The sequence below is a fragment of the Candidatus Woesearchaeota archaeon genome, assembly GCA_016928155.1.
Lineage (GTDB): Archaea > Nanobdellota > Nanobdellia > Woesearchaeales > JAFGLG01 > JAFGLG01.
The window spans coordinates 1-24,191 of sequence record JAFGLG010000013.1 but is presented as its reverse complement, the minus strand read 5'-3'; the positions used below and the strand labels follow the sequence as shown (position 1 = coordinate 24,191).

The 24,191-nt window shown below is 46.1% G+C and carries 22 protein-coding genes; 9 read left to right on the top strand and 13 right to left on the bottom strand.

Going from position 1 to position 24,191, the window contains the following annotated elements:
• Positions 1 to 1,032, bottom strand: a 1,032-nt coding sequence (locus tag JW968_06500; GenBank protein ID MBN1386591.1) for a putative metal-binding motif-containing protein, incomplete at its 3' end; no start/stop codon positions are given.
• A gap of 317 nt (positions 1,033 to 1,349) precedes the next feature.
• Here JW968_06500 and JW968_06495 point away from each other — a divergent pair.
• The 3 genes from JW968_06495 (at position 1,350) to JW968_06485 (ending at position 3,780) form a co-directional block, all read left to right on the top strand.
• Complete coding sequence (locus tag JW968_06495) at positions 1,350 to 1,709, top strand: hypothetical protein (GenBank protein ID MBN1386590.1); 360 nt, start codon at positions 1,350 to 1,352, stop codon at positions 1,707 to 1,709.
• A 32-nt stretch (positions 1,710 to 1,741) separates the two neighbouring features.
• Entirely contained in the window at positions 1,742 to 2,836 is a 1,095-nt protein-coding gene (locus JW968_06490) for a tRNA (guanine(10)-N(2))-dimethyltransferase (protein ID MBN1386589.1), read from the top strand.
• 164 nt (positions 2,837 to 3,000) lie between these two features.
• Complete coding sequence (locus JW968_06485; GenBank protein MBN1386588.1) at positions 3,001 to 3,780, top strand: hypothetical protein; 780 nt, start codon at positions 3,001 to 3,003, stop codon at positions 3,778 to 3,780.
• A gap of 90 nt (positions 3,781 to 3,870) precedes the next feature.
• On the opposite strand, the gene JW968_06480 is transcribed toward JW968_06485, so the two are convergent.
• A complete protein-coding gene (locus JW968_06480; GenBank protein ID MBN1386587.1) occupies positions 3,871 to 4,146 on the bottom strand; it encodes an elongation factor 1-beta in 276 nt (91 codons plus the stop codon).
• 9 nt (positions 4,147 to 4,155) lie between these two features.
• Positions 4,156 to 4,326 carry a DUF1610 domain-containing protein gene (locus JW968_06475; GenBank protein MBN1386586.1) on the bottom strand — a complete coding sequence of 57 codons (171 nt, stop codon included), beginning with the start codon at positions 4,324 to 4,326 and terminating at the stop codon, positions 4,156 to 4,158.
• 312 nt (positions 4,327 to 4,638) lie between these two features.
• Here JW968_06475 and JW968_06470 point away from each other — a divergent pair, with 312 nt between their 5' ends.
• Entirely contained in the window at positions 4,639 to 6,480 is a 1,842-nt protein-coding gene (locus tag JW968_06470; protein ID MBN1386585.1) for a hypothetical protein, read from the top strand.
• A gap of 3 nt (positions 6,481 to 6,483) precedes the next feature.
• Positions 6,484 to 7,842, top strand: coding sequence for a hypothetical protein (locus tag JW968_06465; GenBank protein MBN1386584.1), 1,359 nt, complete (start codon positions 6,484 to 6,486; stop codon positions 7,840 to 7,842).
• Here JW968_06465 and JW968_06460 read toward each other — a convergent pair.
• Entirely contained in the window at positions 7,839 to 8,195 is a 357-nt protein-coding gene (locus JW968_06460) for a hypothetical protein (protein MBN1386583.1), read from the bottom strand. The two genes, JW968_06465 and JW968_06460, sit on opposite strands and share 4 nt — an antisense overlap.
• Positions 8,195 to 9,271, bottom strand: coding sequence for an RNA 3'-terminal phosphate cyclase (locus JW968_06455; GenBank protein MBN1386582.1), 1,077 nt, complete (start codon positions 9,269 to 9,271; stop codon positions 8,195 to 8,197). The genes JW968_06460 and JW968_06455 overlap by 1 nt, the downstream gene beginning before the upstream one ends.
• A 232-nt stretch (positions 9,272 to 9,503) precedes the next feature.
• Here JW968_06455 and JW968_06450 point away from each other — a divergent pair, with 232 nt between their 5' ends.
• Positions 9,504 to 10,643 carry a DUF460 domain-containing protein gene (locus JW968_06450; GenBank protein MBN1386581.1) on the top strand — a complete coding sequence of 380 codons (1,140 nt, stop codon included), beginning with the start codon at positions 9,504 to 9,506 and terminating at the stop codon, positions 10,641 to 10,643.
• Here the strand turns inward: JW968_06450 and JW968_06445 are convergent.
• On the bottom strand, positions 10,631 to 11,518 hold the full coding sequence (locus tag JW968_06445; GenBank protein MBN1386580.1) for a hypothetical protein: 888 nt from the start codon (positions 11,516 to 11,518) through the stop codon (positions 10,631 to 10,633). The genes JW968_06450 and JW968_06445 overlap by 13 nt on opposite strands.
• 41 nt (positions 11,519 to 11,559) lie before the next feature.
• The gene (locus JW968_06440; GenBank protein MBN1386579.1) at positions 11,560 to 11,940 is read right to left on the bottom strand and encodes a hypothetical protein; all 381 of its coding nucleotides are present in this window, start codon (positions 11,938 to 11,940) and stop codon (positions 11,560 to 11,562) included.
• 279 nt (positions 11,941 to 12,219) lie between these two features.
• Here JW968_06440 and dut point away from each other — a divergent pair, with 279 nt between their 5' ends.
• The gene (gene dut / locus JW968_06435) at positions 12,220 to 12,642 is read left to right on the top strand and encodes a dUTP diphosphatase (protein MBN1386578.1); all 423 of its coding nucleotides are present in this window, start codon (positions 12,220 to 12,222) and stop codon (positions 12,640 to 12,642) included.
• Here the strand turns inward: dut and JW968_06430 are convergent.
• The 3 genes from JW968_06430 to JW968_06420 all read right to left on the bottom strand — a co-directional run bounded on the left by JW968_06430 (position 12,639) and on the right by JW968_06420 (position 16,306).
• A complete protein-coding gene (locus JW968_06430) occupies positions 12,639 to 15,422 on the bottom strand; it encodes a hypothetical protein (GenBank protein MBN1386577.1) in 2,784 nt (927 codons plus the stop codon). The two genes, dut and JW968_06430, sit on opposite strands and share 4 nt — an antisense overlap.
• Positions 15,419 to 15,667 carry a winged helix-turn-helix transcriptional regulator gene (locus JW968_06425; GenBank protein ID MBN1386576.1) on the bottom strand — a complete coding sequence of 83 codons (249 nt, stop codon included), beginning with the start codon at positions 15,665 to 15,667 and terminating at the stop codon, positions 15,419 to 15,421. The genes JW968_06430 and JW968_06425 overlap by 4 nt, the downstream gene beginning before the upstream one ends.
• A 132-nt stretch (positions 15,668 to 15,799) precedes the next feature.
• Positions 15,800 to 16,306 carry a hypothetical protein gene (locus JW968_06420; GenBank protein MBN1386575.1) on the bottom strand — a complete coding sequence of 169 codons (507 nt, stop codon included), beginning with the start codon at positions 16,304 to 16,306 and terminating at the stop codon, positions 15,800 to 15,802.
• Positions 16,307 to 16,499: 193 nt separating this feature from the next.
• Here JW968_06420 and JW968_06415 point away from each other — a divergent pair, with 193 nt between their 5' ends.
• Both JW968_06415 and JW968_06410 read left to right on the top strand, forming a co-directional pair.
• Positions 16,500 to 17,345, top strand: a complete 846-nt coding sequence (locus tag JW968_06415; GenBank protein ID MBN1386574.1) for a hypothetical protein — start codon at positions 16,500 to 16,502, stop codon at positions 17,343 to 17,345.
• Positions 17,346 to 17,401: 56 nt separating this feature from the next.
• Positions 17,402 to 18,268, top strand: coding sequence for a hypothetical protein (locus JW968_06410; GenBank protein MBN1386573.1), 867 nt, complete (start codon positions 17,402 to 17,404; stop codon positions 18,266 to 18,268).
• 57 nt (positions 18,269 to 18,325) lie between these two features.
• Here JW968_06410 and JW968_06405 read toward each other — a convergent pair whose 3' ends face one another.
• The 3 genes from JW968_06405 to JW968_06395 form a co-directional block, all read right to left on the bottom strand.
• Complete coding sequence (locus JW968_06405) at positions 18,326 to 19,333, bottom strand: hypothetical protein (protein ID MBN1386572.1); 1,008 nt, start codon at positions 19,331 to 19,333, stop codon at positions 18,326 to 18,328.
• 328 nt (positions 19,334 to 19,661) lie between these two features.
• On the bottom strand, positions 19,662 to 20,441 hold the full coding sequence (locus JW968_06400; GenBank protein ID MBN1386571.1) for a hypothetical protein: 780 nt from the start codon (positions 20,439 to 20,441) through the stop codon (positions 19,662 to 19,664).
• A 5-nt stretch (positions 20,442 to 20,446) separates the two neighbouring features.
• Positions 20,447 to 24,191: putative metal-binding motif-containing protein (locus JW968_06395; GenBank protein MBN1386570.1), on the bottom strand; the 3,745-nt coding region annotated here is incomplete at its 5' end.

Genomic DNA, 24,191 nt, shown 5'->3' with positions numbered 1-24,191 from the left:
GTCTGCACCATCGCAGTCCTGATCGATACCATCATAAGGGATCTCTGGTGCTCCCGGATAGATGCTCGCATTATTGTCATCGCAGTCCATAGTGTAATCATACCCGTCATTGTCATTATCTATGTCAATGACATTGATATTCACTGATTCGCTTGATGTATGATAGGCATCAGAAGCGCCAACAGTGACAGAATATACACCATTGTCCCCGACCTGGGTCTGCCAAGTGAAGATGTTATCATCCTGTGAGAATCTGCTGTCGTTTATGGAATAAGTTATGGGATCATTCTCCATATCAGCCGCCAGTGCTGTGATCGTAACAAGCTCGCCTTCAAAGACTGTGATATCAGCGATCGGCTGGAGATAAGGGGCTGAATTCGAGACACCATACAGGATCCAGTTGACTGTCCTGATGAAGACATCCCTCCCATTGTTGTTCCAGTACTGGGCGCCCTGAAGGCCGAAGAAAGCCCTCCTTGGTGCAGTGTTTATACCGAGGACCACATCAGAGCCGCCGTCGCCATTTGCAAGCCTTGTGCCTGTGATGTCATCAACAACGATATTCATGACATTGTAATAGCTGCCCCAAGGGTCCTGGACAGTTGTGATGATGTCGTAGATCATTGTGTAGGGTGTCATTATCTCATGGTTCGGGCAGAAATACCTGTTGATTGTGCTATAAGCGCCAGAATAGGTGTTGGGGAATCCCGGGGTCTGTTCCCAACCCTGCTCATAAAGGAAATGGCCGTTCATGGTGAGGGAAGGGGAGCCCTGCACATCCAGAGAGGCCACATCGGCGTCTGTCGCAGAGTCTGCAATCAGGAGCAGGTCATTCTGCGGCAATGCGCCCAGATCATCATCGTCGACAAGATGCACTGTGAAGTGCATGTCATTCTGAAGGATCGACTTGATGCTGTACTCATGCGATGTCAGGATGGATGCATCACCGACAACATAAGCGATGTCAACTGCGGAAACAGTTCCGACTAGCAGCAAACTAAGCAATACCCCGAATAGTACATTATATTTCATCTTATTCCCCCACAAAACCATTATATTGAACTGATTGCACTAATTATGATCTTCAATCTCAAAGCATTCTCAAGTGTCCTAACCACACTTTCTGCCAGAATTTAGCATCTTTTTAGTAGTGAATTGTATTATTCACTAATGCATAGAAATTAGAAAGACTATTTAAATTTTTCCCTGAATTCGGGGGTTATAGGTCTTTTAGTCCCAAATTAGTGACAATAGTGTTCATTAAATATTCTCAATCCAATAATAAGATTTATATAAGTCTTTAGTCTCCTTTGCTATCTTATAATAGTAAATTTTGGGGGGGGTTAGAAATGAACAAACTCAACTGGCTTATATTCTCTTTATTCCTTGTAGTTGTCATGCACCACAGCTATCCGCAGATGGGCATGGTCAGGATGGATCCTTCTTTCCCAGGCGAAGAGATGGCAGTGCATGTCAATGTGCTCAATCCGATCGATGATGACATGGAGGATGCGACAGTCTCTCTCTGGATACCGGAAGCAGATGATTTCTACTACAAGACAAAAGGATTCGATGTCCCTCCGCTGGCCAAGCACGGCAGATATGTCTTCCCAGAGTTCACAGAGGAGCATCATGAGATGCTTGTCAGGATCATGGTGGAGAATGATGATGGCAAGACCATAAAATGGATGCACATCATCCCAAGCTAAGCTTTTTATTCTAACACTTTTTCTTGTGTTCCATGGAACAGACTGAGGGAGAAGCAAAGATAATAGCTTGTCAGGGCAAGATATCTAAGAAGATGCCAGTGTTCTATAATCCAGTGATGAAGCTGAACAGGGATATCGCCATACTACTGCTCAATTCGATCGACAAGGAAGAGATGCAGATGTGCGACATGATGGCAGGTTCAGGTGTGCGAGGGGTTAGGTTCTTGTTAGAGCTCAAGAAAGGAAAGATCAAGAGGCTTGACATGAATGACAGTTCTCCAGCTGCGTGCGAGCAGATCAAGGAAAACCTCGGTCTGAACAATGTCTCTGCTCCAGTGAGCTGCAAGGACGCAAACGAGTTCCTGCTCAATTCAAGCGGATATGATTATATCGATGTGGATCCGTTCGGAACACCCAACCCTTTCCTTGACTCTGCTGCCAAGAGGATAGCCCGCGACGGGATACTCGCAGTGACTGCAACAGACACAGCACCGCTCGCAGGCACATATCCCAAGACATGCTTCAGGAAATATTGGGGAAGACCAATGAGGAATGAGATAATGCATGAGGTTGCGCTCAGGCTGCTGATAAGGAAAGTGCAGCTCATCGGAGCGCAGTTCGAGAAGGCCTTGGTGCCGATACTATCCTATTCATCAGACCATTATTACAGGGTGTTCTTCAGGTGCCTGAAGGGAAAGCAGAAAGTGGATGAGCTCATGAAAGAGCATAAGTATCTCTTATACTGCACAAAATGCTGCCAGCAGAAAGTATCTGAACATAACATCGGATTCTGCTGCGACAAGAAGATGGAATACTCAGGGCCCATGTTTGTCGGCAAGCTTTGGGACAAGAAGCTTCTGAAGATGATGGCCAAGAACTGCCCTGATGACAGGAGACTGAAATGGCTGGTCGGGATGATATCCTCTGAAATCGACACAGTCGGATTCTATGATGTGCATGCATTCTGCAAGAAGAACGGGATCCGGAAGATACCACGGATGGAATTGATATTGCAGAGACTCAGGGAAGAAAAGGCCAGGCATTCAAGGACACACCTCTCAGAATATGGCATAAGGGCAGACATGGACAGCACCGGATTCTCCAGAATATTATCCTCTCCAGAATAAGATTTATATACCCAAATATCATTTTGATCAATCAATGTACAATCATCAATGTACACTATCAATGTAAATCACCAATGCACAATCGGGCATACTAAAAAATAACCAAAAGGATAAAGCCTATGCTAAACCTATGCTAAAGAAATATACAAAAAGAAGGTGAAATAATGGCAGACAGATTGTATATCCCTTATCTAATGATTATCGGCATTGTTGCTGCTGTAGCACTTTTTGTCATTCTCACTAATAATGTCCAGATAGGACAGGATGCAATCGGCCAATTCGGCACGAGGCATACAAATCCCAATCTGATACTCGCTGGCTGTTCCCCAAATATGGTGACATGCACCAATCTCCCTGAGTGTACGCCAGGCAGCAGTTCATTCACAAGGGAAAGATGCTGCAAGAAATCACATGACCAGTGCAATGAAGAAGACTCATCTGCTCCACCTTCTAACGATTACTTATCTTCCTATTGCAGACTAAGCCTCGAATTCTGCCCTGATGACTGTTTCACCTCAGGAAACATAACATACTGCAGCGGTGAATGCGTAAATACAAGCATTGATCCTTCAAACTGCCAGGGATGCGGAAGGGCATGTCCTGTCAAATATCCGAACTGCTGTGACGGAATGTGCTGCAATGGCAAGGGATGCCCATCAGAAATGATCCAGGGTATCAACTGCATACAGCCACTGCAGCCGCTGATATACCAATGTCCTGCGGGAGAATCCATCTGTGTAGCGATGACAGATGAAGGCCCAGCTTCCGCAATAATAAAGAACGGAAAGACATACTTCATGATACACTGCACTGACCTCAAAAATGATCCGAACAACTGCGGCGGATGCGGGATCAGCTGTCGAGATGGCCATGAATGCTGCGGTGGGCAATGCCTGCCTTTCGGAAGCCTAGGACTCGCTTCCTGCCTTAACACACAAGGATAATAGAACCACCAGGCAGAATCATCCATAAGAAATTTTCATTTCCTTTTTTTCCCTTTTCCATCGCCCTGACCGCAAAGGATCCTTGGATCTTTAACCGACCGCCCTTCTGACATCAGGGACTTCGACTGAATTGACGCCTTTGATGGTCGCGATATTCTCTTCGAGCCTGTCAGTAGAACCGATGGACTCGTTCATAACAAACATGATGATCAGGGCTTTCAGGCCGAAAGCGATCGGCTGCTCTTCAGCCTTACCTACCTCTCCGCCGAAATCAGAAATCATCTTAGTAGCCTGCTCCTGGATCTTTGAGAGATCAACTTCAGGACTTTCAGGCATAATCTTGACTGTCACAATCACATCTGCCATAAAAACCACCTAATTAGGACCTGAGAAACCGCAATTCGGGCAGGTGTATCTTGTCGCAATCTCCCTGCAATGCGTACACCTAATGATATTATACTTGCCGCATTTCGGGCAAGGGAACTGAGTGCTGCCTTTCTCATTCGTAATCCTTGTATTGCATGATAAGCAAACTTTCTTATCCATTTTATCCCATGGATTTAAGGTTGCTTTATAAATCTTTTTGTTGATGGTTGTGGTGCATCGAGATGAATATCAGCAAAATTGACAGGATACCTGGGACTTCAAGCCAGGCTTTACAGAAAAATGATGGAAAATGTGGGATATACATGATTTTTTGCTAATCTACAATAGTTACAAAATTATTTAAATAGACTAGTACTTTTAAGCAACTGGGGGTATATAAATAGCATTGTTGCGGAAGCAGATTAAGGTTTATATCCGACATATTTAATACATATTTAATTTCATATTCAAAAGGGGTTGGGGTGAAAATTGATGGCAAAATTGGAAGAGCCTTCCTTACCAGAGACTGAAACAGAATCAAAAGGATTTCTAGGAATCTTCAGGAAATCAGAAAGCTCCCAGATCGACAGCAGACAGGAAGTCCTGTCAAAAAAAGAGAAGCTCCTGAAGGATCTCGCGATCGCAATAAGCGACAAGAAGAAGAAGCTCCTGGCGCTTGAGGATACGCTGGCAAAGAAATTCCAGGACCTCGAGGCAAAGAAAGCAGAGCTCGATGAGCGCGAGGCGAACCTCACCAAGGCGACAAAAGACTCCTCAAAGAGCATCCTTGACCTGAGCACAAAAAGGGCAAAGCTCGAGAAGGAGATAAGCAAACTTGATGAGAAGAAGAAAGCCCTCGATACTGACATAAAGATGACATCTGCCGAGCTCGCGAAGGCAGTCTCGAACATGAAGGACCAGCAGAAGAGATTCGACGCAGACACAAAGAACCTCCAGAAGGAATGGGAGCAGATAGCCAAGAGGAAAACCGGCCTCGATGGCATCCAGGAGAAGCTGCTGAAGATGAAAGATGAGATCATCGAGAGGGAGAACAGGGTCAAAGAATCTGAGAAGAAGATAACTGAGATGAACTACCTCCAGATTACGATAACAAAAGACATCGAGGGTATGAACAAGGAGAAAGAGGCACTGCAGAACCAGATACTGGACCTGAAGCATCAGGTAGAGATGGAGACAAACAGCCTGGACATGATAAGGAAGGAGCTTGAGGAGCACAGGCAGGGCCTTGCGACAGAGAAGCAGATGCTATTCAACAAGGAGAGGGAGATCCTTTCAAGGATTGAGACACTTGAGAATGATGAGAAACTGCTCAGGGAGAGAGAGGAAGAAGTGGTGCAGGCAGTCCAGAAGATGGAAGAGGAGCAGAAGGTCATGAAAGAGGAGGAGAAGATCCTCACAAGGAAGATAGCCCAGTTCCAGAAAGAGAAGATGGACAATGACGCCCAGAGGGAATGGGTTGAAGAGCAGAAAGAGAAGCTCAACAAGAAGCTGGAGGCCAAGATAAAAGTCCTGATGGTCGAGATAAACAAGGCCAAGAAATACAATGAGAAAGTGAGGAACTCGCAGGACTACAGAGCAAGGATAGATGCACTCCAAAAGACACACGAAGAGAGGAAGAATGAGCTGCAGAAGCTCACCAAGGGCCTCATCAAGAAGAAGAAAGAGGTCATGGTCAATGAAAAGATCCTGTCAAACCTCGTGAGGAGGATACACGAGCTGGGAGGGGATGCGGAGATGGCTCCGAAGAAAGCCATGATCACTGAGAGAAGATCTGCGGCCCCTGCAGCACAGGAGGAGGTCCCGAGACCTAATATCGAATTCGAGAAATCACATGAGGCAGGATCAAAGGAGCTGCCTAGCTATGAAGAGGTGCAGCAAATGGCCAGGCAGGTCTTCGGAGGAGAAGCGCAGACACCGGGCCCTGCGCAAGTGACATCAGCGCCGAAAATCATCGTGCCTGAAATCAGACCTGCGGCACCGGAGCTAACAGCACCGAGCCTGACAGTGCCCACAGGTTCAGGGCTTGTCATGGAGATGCCTCCAGGGGCAGGACCAGCCCAACCCCAGATACAGAAGCCGACAGCCGTGCCATTACAGGCTCCGGCAATCTCGCAGACAGGAAAGAAAGAAGAGAAGAGAGGTCTGTTCACGAGGGTGTTCCAAAAAGGGCAGCCAGACGACAAAATGAAAGACACATTCATGAAGAAGGCAATGGTGAAGATATCAGAGAGATATCCCAACATGACGCCTTCAGAGAAGCAGAAGAAAGCGGATGAGCTCTGGCTAAAGTACCAGAAGCTCCAGGAGGCCTGAAAAATGGAACCAGCAATGAAACCGGCAATGAGCCCGAATCTGGACAGCCTCAACAAATCCTCACAGGCTCCTAACATGGACATGAGTCCCCCGAGCCCGCCTGCATTCCAGGAGAGCATAATCCTCGAGGAGCCATCTGAAAAGGCAGCTATCCCCGAATTCAGGGAGCCGCAGCCCAGGAAATCCGACAAGATTGATATGCCTGATCCAGGAGACCAGGCGGCATACGCTAAGGTGGTGCAGGACCTCAGGTATGAAGAGGAGAAGCTGGCAGACAGCGTAGCCAAGCTGACAGTCCAGGAAAGAGAGCTCGAAGACACCATAAAATACTACAGATCGCATAAGAAAGAAGTGGCAACTGAGATAGAGAGCGCAAGGAAAGAGCTCCAGGACTTCAACTCCCAGCTGGAATCCAGCATACAGAAACTGAAGAAAGAGGAGAAGAGCATCACAGAGAAGATAAGGACACTCGAAGATTCCAGGAAGAAGATGGAGCAGATGCAGAGCCAGGTGGAGTACAAGCTCCGCAGGCTGGAAACCGAGAAGACACAATTCTCCACATATGTGAATGAGCAGGAGAATCAGATCGAGACCCTGAAGACCGACCTGGAGCAGAAAAGGCTCAAGATAATGAAAGTGCAGGAGCTCAAGGAGAGCGTCAAGAAATATCAGGTGCAGATACCTGCCCTCAAGAAAGAAGTAGAGACATTATCCGACAAGAAAGCACACTTGGTTAAGGTGAATGACCTGAAGAGGATCATCACAGAGCTCACAGACACAAAAGGGCTTCTCAGCGGGGAAGTCGAGGTTCTCGCACAGAAGAAGGCAAAGCTCGTCGAGATAAAAGACCTGGACAAGGAGATCATAAGAGTGCAGAATCTCCTGAATGACATGAAATCCCGCGAGAAGAGGATGGCCCATAAATTCTACCAGGATGAGGCAAGGATACTCGACTATGAAGAGGTCTTATCAAGGGAGAAGGGGCTTGAAGGCAGGGAGCAGTGGGTAGATGAAAGGGAGAGGAAGCTCCACGAGCACGAGAAAGACCTTGTGACAAGAAAAGAGAGATACGAGCAGGAGTCATTCCAGTCATACATACACGGGGACAGCAGCAAGATGCTCAATGCAGAGCTCATGACCCCCGAGCTTGAAGAGAAGCAGAAAAGCCATTACGAGATAGTCAACCTGGTCCAGAAAGCGAGGAAGCTCGTCCAGGAAAAGAACCTGGAAGAAGCCAAGAAGATATACTGGAAAGCCTCGGACCTATACGAGAGCCTGAGCGCAGATGACTACACAAAAAGGGATCTCTATTACCAGCTCATATCATTGAAGGATGACATAGAGCTGCTGGACATAATCTAGAACCTGAACCTGCTAAGAAAACCTTTATCTTTCCCTGATCCTTTTTTCTCAATCTCTCCTTTTTGTATCTTCGCTTCTATACCAAGGCTCTTGTCAAGATACTTGTTAAGGACCTTCTTGTCCTGCTGGCCCTGCAAGCCTATGAGTTCAGGGAAGCCAGGACCGCTGATTATGAAAGTGGGGACTGACCTGATCCCAAGCCTGCCGGCTTCAGCAATGCCTTCAGGTGACATTGTAGATAATTCAATCAGGTCAAAATCATCCCGCTCCTTCCTCAGTTCCTGCGCAACCTTCTTGGCAGGAGGGCAGTTAGGACAAGTAGGGCTTGTGAAGATCATCATCTTTGATTTCATCATATCACCTTAACAATATTGCCATCAATACTGAATCTGCAATCGATGAACCTCTCTGCGGTATAAATATTTGTCTTAGTATGGTCAGAGATTTTAAAAGAGCTTGCAGTACCGCCGCACAATGCCATGAGGGGTATGATATTATCCAAGGAATGCTCATCCAGTGAATCCCCTGAGCCGATGCATGCAATCAGCTTATCAGCAGCCTCTTTTGCAACTGACTCAGACCTCTTGCCAGGGGCTCCAAGGCAGTCAGAGCCGACAGCATGGGTCTGGACAGGATCTGCATCATCTTCTGATCTGGAGAAAACAGCCCAGAGCGAGATGACAGAACCAGGGGAAAGGGACTTCGCGTACTGGGTCTGGACAGAGACAGGGACCTCATACCTCTTCAGCAACTGCTCGGCATTCCTTGCCTGCCGCTCTGCCACCTGGGAGTCAAGCAGATCCTTTGAGGCGACAGAGATGCCCTTTATCTTGACAAGCCTGCCTCTTTCCTCAAGGTCAAATGCAGTCCCTTTGAGAGCTTGCCTGAACTCACTGAAATCAGAATATGAATCAATGTCAGATCCAGGCTTAATCTTAATCTCGACAAGGCCTCCGCCTTTAGGATAGAAGCCCCGCTCCATAACCCTGAAATCAATATCAGCGAACCTCTGATAAAAAGGGAGCACCACATGCCGGAAATAGTCGACAGGCATGGACCAGGCGACATCAGTGCCTCCGCGGATAGTCAGCCTTATCCTCTTGCCAGCAAAACAGCAAGGCAGGAGCACAGACTGGAGAAGCAGGGTGATGGAGCCGGCTGTGCCTATATCAATATTGATGGTGCCTGACCTTATCTTGCCAGGGATATATGTGATCTCAGTATCACCGAGAGAAGCATCGCATTGAGCATTGCACAGCTGCCTGAGGGCCTCTATGCATGAGAGATGCTGAGCCTTAAGACCCGGTTTAGGCCTTTTCTTCCTGATATCTGTTATCCTGAAAGGCTTGCCTGTCAAAGTGGAGAGAGCGAGAGCTGTCCTGACAATCTGGCCGCCGCCTTCAAGATAAGAACCGTCGATCTGGATCATTTCTGGATTCAATTTTGCATTATTTATATATTTATTTGTACCAGTTCGCACTCATCCTTTGCCTTGCAGCAATATCCGCAGAGGATATCCAGAGATCAGATAATGTCTATCCAATTTTGCTCTGCAAAATTGGCCAGGAACCCTGGATATCCTGATGAAGATCCGAACAAGAGGCGAGGGATAAAGCGCTTAACACCAAAAATATAAATATGCTGCGAGATCACTAACATCCATGAAAAGACTCATTGCAGGGATAGATCCCGGCACAACAACAGGGTATGCGCTGCTCGGCCTGGACGGCAAGCCTGTCGACATCGATTCATCCAAGAAATATGACCTCAAAGAGCTGCTGAAAGCGTTCACTGAGAAAGGAAAAGTCATACTCATAGGGACAGACAAGAAGAACCTGCCGAGCTTTGTGCACAAGGCAGGAGCAAGCCTGGGAGCAGGTCTTGTCTGGCCCCGAGAGGACCTGAAGATTTCAGACAAGAAGGAGCTGGTCAAGGGCATGAGATATTCTGACGATCACCAGAGGGATGCACTGGCAAGCGCAATGTTCGCGCACAACCAGTTCAAGCCGCTGTTCGACAAGGTTGACCACGAGCTGAGAAAACGAGGCAGGGAAGAGATATCTGAGGATGTCAAGGAGCTGATGATCAAGAACGACCACATGAACATCGATGCAGCTGTCAGGTCTCTGGAGCCGGCAAAGGAGGAGAAGCCGAACATAAAGATAGCGAGGGAAGATGCTGATGTGAGGACAACAAGACTGCGTGAGGAGATGCGGGCGCTCATCCAGCAGAACAGGGTCCTCAGGACAGAGAACCAGAGGCTGAGGCAGGAGATATCTGACATAACAAAAGAGAAATCAAGGCTGGAGGACAGGTACTTCACAAAAAGGGACAAATCAAAATCAGAGATGCTGAAGGAAGACCAGATAAAGAAGCTCTCGCAAATCATCGACGAAAAGGAGAAAGAGAAAGAAGCTGCCAAGGAGGAGACAAGAGATCTTTCCAGGCTCATTTCAGACAGTGAACTCATACCCCTGAAAATAATGAGAAACCTCGGAAGCAAGGAATACGAGAGAAAGGCAAAGGCAATCAGGATAAACAAGGATGACATGCTTTTCGTCGAAGATGTGTCAATAACAAGCCAGAAAACCATCGATGAGCTGAGGAAGAAGATAAGCCTGATAGTATATATGAAGGGGCCCAACAAGCACATACCATTCCTGCAGCTGGATTCGCAGGGGCTCGACATCATACGGACAGGGCATTATGCATTTGCCGACAGGAAACAGCTCGAGAAGAAAAAGAACACATCACAGCTCCTGCAGAACATCATAGACCTGCACCGGAGTCACAGGAGATAGAACTTCCCATCATGCTTAACTGCCTTGACCTTCTCACCTGCCCTGACATCCCCGGAGTTCTCTGTCGGTACGCTATCATACGATTCAGGGTCAAGGATTTCGATGACCGGCTTCACCTTGGTTACACTGGTTTTGATGATGTCAAGCATTTCATAATCCTTGGGTTCAAAAGAGACATTCTTGGATCTCTTCAGGTCAAATCCTGTGATCTTCTCTCCAGTCGACCTGACAAGCACAGGATTCCTGCCGACAATGATGACATCACCCTTCCTGAAAGAGAGCATCCTGAAAAGGATGTGGCTTCGGTAGACATCCTTGCTGGTCTGCCTGTCCCGTGTATGAAGATGATAGTTCTCCTTCAGGAAACCGCCGAAATTCGCGTTCAGGGCCTTTGCAAGCCCTTTGGCTGCATTATTTGATGTGATATAGAAATCATAGCCATTCCTGACCCTGACTTCCTTGCTGATATTGGCCTTCCCGGACTTCTTGAGGAAAGTCCTCACAAAATCCAGGGCTTCTATGCTCTCATTGCGCAGCTGAAGGATGGCTTCAAAATACCTGGATTTCAGCCTTGAGCATTCAGGGCATATCTCATTGACATATCCTGCAGGCAGGAAGTACTTATCATCAACAACCAGCTCAATCCCATCCTTTGTCTCGCTGATCCTCAATGTCCTGTAGTTGAACTGCTTCCTGAGCTTCTCAGCCACATGATGCTCCAGGGCTTGCTTCCTCCAGAGGCCCTTATGGTGGATCTTATTGCACTCCGGACACTGCTTTACAGAGATCTGCTTATAGCCTATCTCATCATTGGTGCAATCCTTGCAGAAGACACCCTTGATATCCTTCTTCCCGCATTTAGGGCAGAATGCCATGGAGCAAAAGGTATGAAAGAGGTTTAAAAAGGTTGTGTGGATCAGATAAAAGGATACATACCGATCCATATGGCATTGCCCACAATAAGGAAGATGGCTGCAATCATGCCTACACCTGGCTCAAAGATATATGCCCCAAGAATGGTGAAATACTGGATCTTGAGCTCCATCAGATGAGATATTATTGAGAAGGCCAGCACAACATCAATGACAGAATGTATCCAGGCGAGGATCTTAAGGTTGAAACCGATAGGATCGATGAATATGTAAGGGATGTCAAGGACAGCAAGGACAAGAAAGATCCAAGCCACGATCAGAAGCAAGGTTGTGCTGTTCAGGAAGAAATCCTTCATCACACAAAGAAGGACAATGCCTGCAACGATGCCCATCATGGCATCAATCTCATCAATGCCTATCTTCATCTAACACCTCAAGGCAAATAAAAAAGAAAGGGATTAATAAAACTTATCCTTTACCCTTGGCAGTTGCAATCCTCATCAGGCTCCTGCTCAAAAAAAGAAGTCAGTTTTGCTGTGTTACGCTGTGCATCATAGCTTATTGCGTTCTTCTGTATCATTATCACCCGCTCTTTTTCGAATAAAATGATATTATGGAGTTTGTTATTTAAAGTAGCTGTAAAGGGAAAATATATTCTCAAGAAGAATCTAATTTAAATATAATTTTTCCCGGACCTGAATTCCATGAAATTAAGGATTAATAGATTGGACAAGAGCTTACCATTGCCCAGTTATGCACACAGTTACGATGCTGCAGTGGACTTGTACTCCTCTGAGGAAGTGATTATGAAATGGGGAGAGAAGAAGATAATCCCCACTGCGATAAAAATTGCGATACCCAACAACCATGTCGGACTGATATGGGACAGGAGCGGGCTCGCAGCAAAGCATTCCCTGCATACGCTTGCCGGAGTCATCGATTCGGGATATCGCGGCGAGGTCAAAGTTGTTCTCATCAATCTCGGCAAGGAAGAATTCAAGATAGAGAAAGGCATGAGGATTGCGCAGATGCTTGTGCAGCCAGTCGTGCAGTGCGACATCGAAGAAACAGAAGATCTCGACGAGACCTCACGCGGAGAAGGCGGTTTCGGGAGCACGGGATATTAAGTGAGTTTATCTATCTCTTCGCCAACTTCTTTTATCTTCCTGATTATACCTGCCCTCAGGAGTCTGAAATACTTGTCTACAAACTCTTCAAGCTCATGAATAAATCCTTCAGAACGCTCTTTTAATGCTCTGCATCTCTCAGGCGTCAGCAGAGCCCTTTCTGCATCATTGAGACTTGCTTCTGGCCTCCTCGTCAGCTCTGCTATCGGATATACCTCATTCATGAGCCTGATGTAAAGCTGCTTTATCTGATCAACCTCATCCTTGAGCTTGGTCCTTTCAGCAGGATCCAGATAATGGACGGCGAATTTTGTATACATCTCTGTCAGACCGTCAATATCTCTCTTCATCCTGTGCAGGATATCACTCACATTCTGAAGACTATTCCTGTTAATCTGCTCTCGAGGTGTTGCGATCAACAACCCATCTGCAGGATTTATGTCATTCAATAGTCTCTTTATCCTGTCAATCTTCATGTCAAATCTCTTCCGCATCTGCCTGATATTATCATTCAATAGACGCTGAAGGAAGCTCAGCTGCTGTTCGAGATGCGCCTTCCTGTCTGCAGTGTTGAAATCCAGGATGTAATAGCCTGAACTCATGTCAATCCTCGGCGAGCCATCTTTCAGTGACCCTAAAATCTCAGCTGAAAGCATAACCATCACTTTACCTTTCAGATCAGCAAACCTATTTGGCCTGTATTCTATAACAAGAGATTTCTTGCTTTTTGATGCAAATACTCTCTTTATATGATTTAATACACCTCTAGTGAACACAGCAACTCTTACATCATTGACAAGATGCTCATCAACCTGATCACCGTGCAGCTTAATATACCATTTTTCAGTCTGCTCTGGAGTGAATCTCCTGAATCTCAGGCCATCAAAATACATGAAGAACAGCCTGTATCGATAATGCCAACCTGTTGCAGCCTTTGGTTGGGTCTGGATATTGAATTCAACAGTGTTCTTAATTTTCTTATTTCTGCTAAAACCAATAGGGATTATCGCATATCTCCAACCACGATAATCAGTGCTGACCTCACCAGTGTATTTCTTTATCGGCTCAACATGAATGTGTGCCACATGAGCCAGCCTTGCACCAGGTGTCTTCTGACCTCCTCCTGTTTCGCCTCCTAAAGCGACAGCGATGGATTCAGCAGCTGCATAGGCTGCATTATCGATGCTGATATTTATGTCGCCACGGCCTCCACCAACAGCCTTTGCAACAGCAGCAGCTATGGCCTCGACATCAACCCTGACGTGAACCTCAGCCATTGCCTTAGCAACAGCCCTTGCAATGGCCCTTGCAGTGGCCCGAGCACTTGCTTCTGCTCTTGCAGAAGCCTGGGCTGTTGCCTGGATGATCGCTTCAATATTGATGTCTACATTGTTCCTTGCCAATGCCTGTGCAATGGCTTCTGCCAAAGCCTGCGCAGTAGCATTTGATTGTGCCATTGCCTGAGATATGGCCTGAGCAATGGCTTCTGAATGAGCTCGAGCCTCAGCAGATGAGTTAGCAATGGCCTGCGCCAATGCCTGAGCAGTTGCATTTGACTGGGCTGCTGCCTGAGCAACAGCACTGCTGATAGACTGAGACACTGCCTGAGCCAAGGCCTGCGCCTGAGCAGCTGCAGCTGCCTGCGCCTGAGCGCTTGATTGAGACACTGCCTGCGCAACTGCCTGGGCAACAGATTGTGAGATTGCCTGGGCCTGTGAACTTGACATTGCAGCAGCCTGTGCCAGAGCCTGACTGACAGCCTGAGACATTGCCTGTGAAATCGCCGCAGCCTGAGCAACAGCATTAGAGTTTGCTGTTGCATTGACATTGATCGGACCTGCGCCGCCTCCAGCTCCTCCTGCTCCTCCGCCTCCTCCTGGGCCTCCTGCTCCTCCGCCTCCTCCTGGGCCTCCTGCTCCTCCGCCTCCTCCTGGGCCTCCTGCTCCGCCACCTCCACCAGGACCACCTCCGCCTCCAGCTCCTCCTGGGCCTCCTGCACCGCCTCCACCAGTTCCACCTGGTGCAGGACCTGTTCCTCCTGGTCCTGTTGGAGCAGGAGCCGGCTGATTACCCTGATTGGGCTGTGCAGGCTGCCTGTTCCTGGCTGGGTAATCAAGGTCATGCATATCATCCCAGATTGTCCTCGGGCCACCCTCTTCTGCAGGTCGGCGGCTAAAAAGGCATGCTATGGCCCTGATGATGTAATAGATCATGATAATGATACATGCAGACATGGCAACCTGGACCCAGGACAAGAAATTTTCAGGTATCAGATAAACAGTCCCAAGCGCATTGTTCGCAATCCTGTCGAGAAGCCATGCCAGGATATACATCAAAGCAGCCTTGAGGCCGAAATAAGCGCATGTATTGGGCAATAATACGAAGACGACATAGCATATGCCGAATAGCGGGATGCCGAGTATGAGGGCGAGGGCAGTTATGGCATATGCGTCGACAATAGTGCTGACCAATGAATCGGGGATCGCAATCACACTGATAAGAGCAATAACAATGGCAAGAGTGACCCTTATGCCACGGTTCTTCTGCCCTCTCCCTGAATCCTTGAGAGCATAGCCTCCTGCATAGAACATTATCGCGAAGATGAGGATCCAGAGGCAGAACTTGATGTAGAACATGTAAGCCCTGTCACCGAGATCGAGGTCCATGAAGAGGAATCCGACCTGCTGATGCACGACGTCAAGTGCATTCCTCAGGGCCTGCGCCCTTACATCAGGCAAGGCCATGAGTCCAAGCATCCAGAGAAGATTGTATTTCCTCATCTGGCCAGCTCCAATATCTTTCTTATCTTCTGCTTGTCTTTCAGGCTGAAGATCCTGAACCTTCCCTTTGGTTCAGAGAGGATTATCCCTGCATTGTGCAGTTCCTTGAGAGCCAATGAGACATTAGGCTGGGATTTATTGACATGAGAAGTTATCTGCATGGCATTCTTCGGGCCTGACATCAGGAATCCGACTATCTGCAACCTGGTATCATCTGCCAATGCCCTGAAAAAAGCAGTGTTCATATTTGTCAATTTAAATATTTAGATATATAAATCTTATGTTTCCGGTCTTGTATAGGAAAAGACAATATTTATATTTGTATATTTAAATATATAAATGTTTTTATTCCAAAAAAAAAAACTGCGTGAAATGCTTCATTTGACCATCTTGCCAAGGTCCATGATAGAGGCAAGGTTGTGCTCCCTGACCTTTCCTGTCCCTGAGTCAAGCTTGATATTCAGGATCCTGAAACTCTGGGTCACATAGGTCATATTATAGACCTGGCCTGATGGGAGGTGCTGGAGGATGATGATCTTCTTCATTATCTCCTCATTCGGATACTTATCATGCTTGAGCCTGTCCCCAAGCTCTATCGCCTTATTGAAGGAGATAAGGACCTTCTTCATGTCGAGTTCCTTTATTATCTCCTCATCCTTCTTGAGGGCATCTGCTTCCTGATTCTTCTCAACAGAGTCCTCTGATACAAAGAAAGTGGTGAGCTTGTCTGAGCCCTTGTCAAAGAACCCTATCTGCCAGGTGTCCTGATTCGCCTCATCAAGCATCCTGAAGCAATGAGCCAGATAGGCATCAGGACGCTCCCTGCAGAAGTCCTTATATTTCTCAGAATCCCTGATCTTAAGCATGGCTTCACTGACATCCATATCCTGCAGAACCGGGCAAGGGTTTAAAAGCTTTACCCTAATTAAAATCAATATAGAAAATAATAACTATGTGATGCCTGTCCCCTGATAATCATATGCTTGTCATAATAGTTGTCATTATAGTAATATTTAAATATGAAAGGAGGTCCCTTTGACTACAACGAAGTAATAATAAGCTTTGGGGGTATCTAATATGCGAAAGCTGCTATTGATTTCACTGGCTCTGATAATACTGTCAACCTCAGTACTCGGGGCTCTCACTGCAAGCTACTCACCGCCGAGGATGATAAAAAGAGTCGATGTCTATCCCCTCTATGGCACAATAGATGAAGGGCTGTTCCATGTCCGTAACTCAAATGATTTCAATGTCACAATAACAACACGAGTTTCAGACAATAACATACTCTTCCTGAAAGAGGAAGACAAGCAGTTCACGCTTGCGCCAGGAGAATCAAGGGACATAATCTTCCTGATGCACATCACACAGGTGGGAAACTCTTCACAGAACATAGGAACCTTATTCTCAGCAGATGACCAGCCTTCGATGTCCGGCGGCTCTGACATAAAGATAATCGCGACATTCAAGGAGCTTGAGAAGAACATAGCGCCAAAGGGCAACATATTCATGAACGGGACGCAGGGAAGCAAGATGCTCAAGGAGATGGAGGTCATGAATCCCTACAATTACACAGTGAAGCTTTCCCTGGAGACAGATGAGAAGTTCAAAGGGAGGATATCCGCAGAATTCAGCAAGACAGAGCTTGTGCCTGGGGAATCAACCACCTATATGGTGAAAGCAGACACAAAAGAACCATTCACAGGCACAGGCAAGATATACACAGTGCTGACAGTGAAAGAGGCAAAAGTAAGGATTCCGACAGAACTCGAGCTCAGCATAGCAAAGCTCAAGATGAATGTGCTTATCGGAGTGGGAATACTGCTGCTCATCGTGCTTGTCGGCGGATTGATATTCTGGATGTTCATGAGGCAGTCCAGCGAACCACAAGCTGCAAAACAGACAAAGAAAAAGAAGAAATGATTTATTTTATTTATTTTATCATAAATAGATTCATAATATAAATGGGGTGGGTTATAATGAATAAAATAGTATTCAGCATTCTCTTAAGTATCTTGATCGCTTTGCCCATGGTATTCGGACAGGCTATTCCGGATTACGGAAGCGTCATAATAGTCAGGAACACAACTGAAACACTTGACATATCAATCGAGCCTGCATTCATCCAGACCATCGTTGAGACAGACAAGAACTTCGGCGGGCTTGTAAAAGTGCCGGTCCTTATCACAAACCCCAATACCAATGATGTCCAGGTGGAAATCTCAGCAACAGATAACCTACTCTTTGAAAAGACCAATTTCTCACTCGGCGCCGGGCAACAGAAGGAGCTGAACTTCCTGATATTCACTGACAAAGATACCGGAGCAGAAGGCAAGAGGGAGTCATTGGGCGTGATTTTCCGCAATGGAGAGAACTTCGTGTCAAAGAGCATAACAGTCAAATTCACGACAACACCCAGACTGCAGGAAGCATCTGTCCCTGATTCAAGGATAATCGTGAGCGCATCCACAGGTGATGATGCAGGATTCAGCTTCAATGTCCAGAACCCTTACAGCCTGCCTATTGAAGTGCTGATATCAAATCCTGATCCTGCACTGCTTTCACTGAGCGAAGACAGGATAGACCTGGAACCGGATGAGATAAGGCAGATAGATGTCAAGCTTGATACATCAGACAGCTATGAAGGAGAGCTTCAGATAGATGTCGTATACAACATATTAGGAAAAAGCATCACAAAACCAGTCAGGGCTGAGATAACCATAACATCCAAACTGCCCATAATCTGGATAGTGCTGATAGCCCTGCTCCTGATTGTGTCACTTCTCATCATCTTCAGGAAGAAGAAAATAAAGACACCAGAAGACAGGATACTTGATGAGCTATAATCATTTTTTTCTATACTATTTTGACCAGAATACAAGAAAAGAGAAAAAAATAAAAAATTAATAGGTTGCAAATGCAGCCTGCGGCATACCAGAGTTTGCTGAGAATGCAGAGCAGCTGTTGCCTGCAGACCACCAGACCTGATAGAAGAACTGCCTTGAGAAACCAGTGCCTGATGTGGAGACCATATCCTCAACCAATGCCCAGACCTCATTTGCCGGCAAATTCGTATCTGTTCCAGCGCCTACCCTGTACTGCACCTGATCAGTATTGATATCCATTCCCGATGCGCTGATGCAGTCGAATATCAATGTCCTTGTGTACAGCTTGCCGATGACTCCCTGGCCTTCAGAATCATCAATTGAGGTGAATCCGAAGATTGCAGGGTATGGTGTCATTTCGTTATAATCATTCACCTGATTCAGATACCATGTGTATGATAATGGTGCTGTGCCATCAATAGCCGGATTGTACAGGATCTCATTCACATTCTCATAAAGCGGATATGTAGATGATGGGAATATGGCAAAATCATACCAACCCCCAGGTCCTGTACCATCAATATCGAACTTCGGGACAATGGTGCATCTGTCATCCATAATCGATGAATCGATTGTGTAATCACCGCAGAATTTCCGCACATACTTTCCAGTTGCTGTGTCATAGACAGGACTTGTGCCTGAGCAAGGGTTCATAAGGGAAATATCTGGAATAAGCCCTGCTCCGTCACAAAGCAAGTCCACACCGCCATAACCTATTATGAGTGCATTTGTAGTCGGATGCCTGACTGTCATCTCGAAATGCAGGACATCGCCTGTGAATGCGAACTCATATTCCTGCATACCAGAGATAGAGTTCCTGGTGCTGTATGTCTGCGTACAAAATGGATTATAGTTCGGGCTGCAGTTCTCCACAGGGAAAAATGTAAACCAATCTGTCATCTCCGGATCAGCAGCAACAGGAGTTGTTGTTCCGTTTCCTGGCGTGGCATTGATGACTACCCCACCAAACACCATTGGCAGTGCCATAACCAAGGCAGCCAATAAAACTATTGTTGTTTTTCTCATACTATCACCTCATAGCTATTTGGTTTTTATTTTGATTTTTTGTATGCCTTGCATACGGAGTTAAGCACCATAAGCAGCATAGAGCTAAAATGAAGCAGAATTTGTTTACCACCTCATTTTTCTCCCCTAAAACAGCTAATCATAACATCATGAATAGTCTCTATATAAAACTTTCCGGAAAAGCTTATATAATGAAAAAATGTATTCATTAATGTCTGACAACTTTTTCCATGCTGATTTCCATGTCGACAAAATCTTCTCTATATAAAGATTAGTTGTCACTAATCCTAAACAAAGGAGGTTACCCACTAGGGTAATCATGTCAACATCATGGTGCATACTCTATCCTGAAAAACAAAGTATCAGCATTATCAGGCTGGGCTGAAGCGTTATTGGAGGTTGTGCTATCATATCCCAAGTTCTGCGGGTCTGTCCCAGACCAGACTTCATATCCATTTGGGGAAGTTGAAGGCATCCATTGCAGAAGAATAGGAAGCTCCCCACCTTGCCAGTTGACATTGAGAAGAATACCATCCAGATCAAGCTGTGGTGTGAGCTCAACTGAATTTGAAGGAGAGCTTTCCTCGCCATAACTATTCACAGCAGTTACCCAGTAATGTAAAGGCTCACCATTCTCTGGCTGGAAAAATCCGCCATTTGAAGTCGTATTCTGATATTCTGTTCCCCCAGGATTAGGGCAAAATATCCCCAGGCAGTCATCATAATCAGCTGTTGAAAACTCATCTGTATCATTCACATACAGCCTGTATTTAGCCGCACCTGTTACAGGATCCCACCAAAGATTTACAAAACCATCGCCTGCGCACCCATACAATACAGGGGCAGCAGGAGCAGCGAAAAGGTCCTGCTCTTCAGCTAAAGTTTCAAGGCTGTCAGTCTCATGAAGCTTATTGATCTCAGACTGGGACATGCTATACACCTGAGCATTTGGTTCCCTGTATTCTTCTGCCTTGACCTGATTCAGGCCGTACAGCGGAAACAATCCCTGGATTGCCATCGTGACAATAACTGCAGCCTTTGAATACCATGATGAGCTTTTCTCTTTTTGGATCTCTATTATCTTATCAGTCAGATTAACTTTCATCATCTTAATCACCTAATCCTGTTCTTTTGTAGGTCTTGTGCTTTCATGAGTTGGCAAGCTCCATCAGAACAGCCATTCTCACAGACATAAAAGTCATAATTCATCATATCATTTGAGCAATAATATTCTGTCAGTGTGGAGCCATTGCAGACATCCTCATAATCAATACCATCATAAGATACTATTCCAAATTCAAAATAATCCGAGCCACCATCTGTATCATCACAATATGGCTCAATATTACAAGCACCATCTTCACAGCCATTGATGCAATTCTTCTCGGTAGATTTTAAATCACCATTGCTGCAATAGAATTCGATAAGGACATCAGGACCATTGCACCAATCTGAGGTATCATAATCCATGCAATCACCTGCATAACATCCAGTACCATTGACCCTGCCTTTTGTGAAATATTTTATGCCCCCATCATCCTCAGAGCAGATACCATGAACAGTGATTTCAAACTCCTGGGTCACTGAGCACATGCCATCATCGACCCTGACAGTGACACTGTTATCGGCAGCCAGATTATAGCTGTTAATCTGATCTGGTGAAGGGGTCCAATCAATCACTCCTGTGGCTGGGTCTATGCTCATCATGCTTGTCCCTACAGGGATGAGATCCAGTGAATAAGTCAAGACACTGTCCTCAGGATCATCAGCGACTGCAGTATAATCATAAGGGGTATACACAATAGCCTGTGTCAATGGAACAGAGGTGAAATCAGGGCATTTGTTATCCTGGCAATAATAATTGTCAGAGCCATCATCCACTGAATACCAGCAATACTGTGTTGTGTTGCACTCCTCATCAAGTTGCCAATCATGAGCATAATCTGTGCATATCCCTATCTCATTGCATAGGAAATAATGATCCTCCTTATAGGTATCATCATCAAAATCAGTACCTGCATAGCAGCCATAAATTGAATAATTATCATCAACCCTGCATGGATTGCTGTATGAGGAACAATTGCCAATATCCTGATAATCACTATCAAGGCACTGCTGTGTGACTAAGCCATTACATTCATCTTGGCCGCAGGCAACATCCTGATAAAGGTCTTCGTCTGTTTGGCTGTCGCAGTCATTGTCCAGGTTGTCGCATGAGACCTCCGTACCTGGTTCATAATCCAGGCCATAATCTGCGTCTGTGCATCCTGGCCAGCTTCCATCTGTGCATGTTTCGAATGCTCCTGTGCATACTCCGTCCTGCAATGAACATGGTTGTGTTATATTGTCTGTCATGAAGTCACAATCATTATCCACCCCATCGCATATCTCTGTTGCTTCTGGATTTATTGATGCGTCAGTATCATCACAGTCCTGTGTCTGGTTTGATGTGTATTGGTCTTGTGGTGTGCATAGGCATTTATTATCTAGTTCCAGTCCCCATGTGTCGTTGTCTCCGTCATAATAATATACTAAGCAGCCTGTTGCGTTTTCTTCATCAACAAGGGTATCGCAGTCGTCGTCTATTCCGTTACATGTTTCTGTCGCGTCTGGGTTGACTTCTGGGTTTGCATCATCGCAGTCTTCGAACTGTGTTGAATCATATGGGTCTTCTGGTGCGCATAGGCATCTGTTGTCCAGTCCGAGGCCCCATGTGTCACTGTCTCCGTCATAATAGTATTCCAAGCAGTTTGTTGCGTTAGGTTCATCTATTGTGCCGTCGCAGTCCTCATCCAGGGTTCCGTCGCAGATCTCAGTTTGAGGTGCTGGGCAGCCGAACCATAGCCCTAATGTGCAGGTTTCATTCCCCTCTGCACAGATTCCTTGATAGTTCAATGAGCATTCTTGTATCATCATGTCTACTGTTCCATCACAGTCATTATCTAGACTATCGCAGGAGGTTTCTGTTCCTGCTTCGTAGTCTGGTCCATAATTGTCTGCTGTGCAATCGAGCCATCCTAGCTCTCCGCCGCAGACCTTTGTAGACCCAGCGCAAACTCCATCCTGCAATAGGCATAGTTCTGGAACAAGATCATCATCAGTTAGGTTATTGCAGTCATTATCGAGACCATCGCAGATTTCATTTTCTGGATAGATTGGTGTTATGTTGACTGTCCAGTTGCCTGCTATGCAGACATCAAGGCCGAATGAGCATTCTCCGACATCTGTTGAGCCTGTCTGGTTTGTGATGTTCTCGTCAATTGCTACATCGCAGTCATTATCCAGTCCGTCGCAGGTGAGTTCTGTTCCTGCTTCATAGTCTGGTCCATAATTGTCTGCTGTGCATCCTGGCCATTGGCCTTCTGTGCATGTCTCGAATGCTCCTACGCATACACCATACTGGAATGGGCAGGGCTGTGTTTGGCCATTAAGGCAACTGCAGATTTCTGGTTCATTAATATTGCCATCGCAGTCTTCGTCCAATCCATCATCGTTGCATAATTCTTCTTCTGGTATTGGGCATCCGTCCCAGGAGCCTTCTGTGCATAATTCGGTTCCTAGTGCGCATATACCGAGATGCTGGACTGAGCAATCCTGTGTTATCATATCAATTGTGCCATCACAATCATCATCAAGGTTGTTGCAGATTTCGTCTGTGATACTATATTCATTGTTAGGTGTCCAATTGCCTGCTATGCAGGTCTCGGTGTTGATTATGCATTCTCCCAGCTCGTTTGTTGACTGAGTAATGTTATCTATCACACCATCGCAATCATTATCCACATTATCACATATCTCTGCTGCACCTGGATTTATTGAGGCATTGTTATCATCGCAGTCATCCCCGCAGTAATAAGGATAACATCCTTCATAACCATCCCCATCTACATCATAATCCCCTGTGCTTGCATTGCAGTCATCATCGATACCATTGCCAGGTATCTCTGGCATCCCTGGATTTATGTTTGGGTCATTATCATTGCAGTCAGTGCCAAACGGAGGTGCAGGATAGCCATCGCTATCCTTATCCCAGTCAATTGTGCTTGCATTGCAGTCATCATCAAGGAAATTGTAATATATCTCGGGCATTCCAGGATTAATGCCTGGGTTTGTGTCGTCGCAGTCCTGGTATTGTGTTGAAGAATATTCGGCTTCTGGTCCGCATAGGCATCTGTTGTCTTCTTGTAATCCCCATGTGTCGCTGTCCTCATCATAATAGTATATGCTACAGCCTGTCGCGTTCTCTTCGTCTATATTGCCATCGCAGTCGTCGTCTATTCCGTTGCATGCTTCTGTCGCGTCTAGGTTGACATCTGGGTTTGTGTCATTGCAATCCTCGAATTGTGTTGAATCATATGGGTCTAGTGGTGCGCATAGGCATCTGTTGTCCAGTTCGAGGCCCCATGTGTCGCTGTCTTCGTCGTGATAATAAGTTGTGCAGTCTGTCGAGTTCTCTTCATTTATCTGTCCGTCGCAATCTTCGTCTTGTGATTCGAGATCGCATATCTCTGTCTGTGGCAGCGGGCATCCGTCCCATGTGCCTTCTGTGCATAATTCTGTTCCTAGTGCGCATACACCAAGATGCTGAACTGAGCAATCCTGTGTCATATTGTCAGTTGTACCGTCACAATCATCATCTAGATTGTTGCAGGTTTCTTCCTGTGGTGTGTATTCATTGTTTGGTGTCCAGGTCCCTTCTATGCATGTTTCTGTGTTTATGAAGCATAGTCCTTGTTCGTTTGTTGATTGGGTGATATTGTCTATTATTCCGTCGCAGTTGTCGTCTTGGTTGTTGCAGGCCTCTTCTTGTGGCAGTGGGCATCCTTGCCATTCTCCTGCGTTGCAGGTTTCTGTGCCT

Excerpts from the sequence above, each read along its gene's own strand:
- JW968_06490 (MBN1386589.1), top strand. The coding sequence starts at position 1,742 with ATGGAACAGACTGAGGGAGAAGCAAAGATAATAGCTTGTCAGGGCAAG.
- JW968_06400 (MBN1386571.1), bottom strand. The coding sequence starts at position 20,441 with ATGATGAAAGTTAATCTGACTGATAAGATAATAGAGATCCAAAAAGAG.
- JW968_06420 (MBN1386575.1), bottom strand. The coding sequence starts at position 16,306 with ATGGATGTCAGTGAAGCCATGCTTAAGATCAGGGATTCTGAGAAATAT.
- JW968_06425 (MBN1386576.1), bottom strand. The coding sequence starts at position 15,667 with ATGAACACTGCTTTTTTCAGGGCATTGGCAGATGATACCAGGTTGCAG.
- JW968_06430 (MBN1386577.1), bottom strand. The coding sequence starts at position 15,422 with ATGAGGAAATACAATCTTCTCTGGATGCTTGGACTCATGGCCTTGCCT.
- JW968_06485 (MBN1386588.1), top strand. The coding sequence starts at position 3,001 with ATGGCAGACAGATTGTATATCCCTTATCTAATGATTATCGGCATTGTT.
- JW968_06475 (MBN1386586.1), bottom strand. The coding sequence starts at position 4,326 with ATGGATAAGAAAGTTTGCTTATCATGCAATACAAGGATTACGAATGAG.
- JW968_06465 (MBN1386584.1), top strand. The coding sequence starts at position 6,484 with ATGGAACCAGCAATGAAACCGGCAATGAGCCCGAATCTGGACAGCCTC.
- JW968_06460 (MBN1386583.1), bottom strand. The coding sequence starts at position 8,195 with ATGAAATCAAAGATGATGATCTTCACAAGCCCTACTTGTCCTAACTGC.
- dut (MBN1386578.1), top strand. The coding sequence starts at position 12,220 with ATGAAATTAAGGATTAATAGATTGGACAAGAGCTTACCATTGCCCAGT.
- JW968_06445 (MBN1386580.1), bottom strand. The coding sequence starts at position 11,518 with ATGGCATTCTGCCCTAAATGCGGGAAGAAGGATATCAAGGGTGTCTTC.
- JW968_06495 (MBN1386590.1), top strand. The coding sequence starts at position 1,350 with ATGAACAAACTCAACTGGCTTATATTCTCTTTATTCCTTGTAGTTGTC.
- JW968_06480 (MBN1386587.1), bottom strand. The coding sequence starts at position 4,146 with ATGGCAGATGTGATTGTGACAGTCAAGATTATGCCTGAAAGTCCTGAA.
- JW968_06410 (MBN1386573.1), top strand. The coding sequence starts at position 17,402 with ATGAATAAAATAGTATTCAGCATTCTCTTAAGTATCTTGATCGCTTTG.
- JW968_06440 (MBN1386579.1), bottom strand. The coding sequence starts at position 11,940 with ATGAAGATAGGCATTGATGAGATTGATGCCATGATGGGCATCGTTGCA.
- JW968_06455 (MBN1386582.1), bottom strand. The coding sequence starts at position 9,271 with ATGATCCAGATCGACGGTTCTTATCTTGAAGGCGGCGGCCAGATTGTC.
- JW968_06415 (MBN1386574.1), top strand. The coding sequence starts at position 16,500 with ATGCGAAAGCTGCTATTGATTTCACTGGCTCTGATAATACTGTCAACC.
- JW968_06470 (MBN1386585.1), top strand. The coding sequence starts at position 4,639 with ATGGCAAAATTGGAAGAGCCTTCCTTACCAGAGACTGAAACAGAATCA.
- JW968_06450 (MBN1386581.1), top strand. The coding sequence starts at position 9,504 with ATGAAAAGACTCATTGCAGGGATAGATCCCGGCACAACAACAGGGTAT.
- JW968_06405 (MBN1386572.1), bottom strand. The coding sequence starts at position 19,333 with ATGAGAAAAACAACAATAGTTTTATTGGCTGCCTTGGTTATGGCACTG.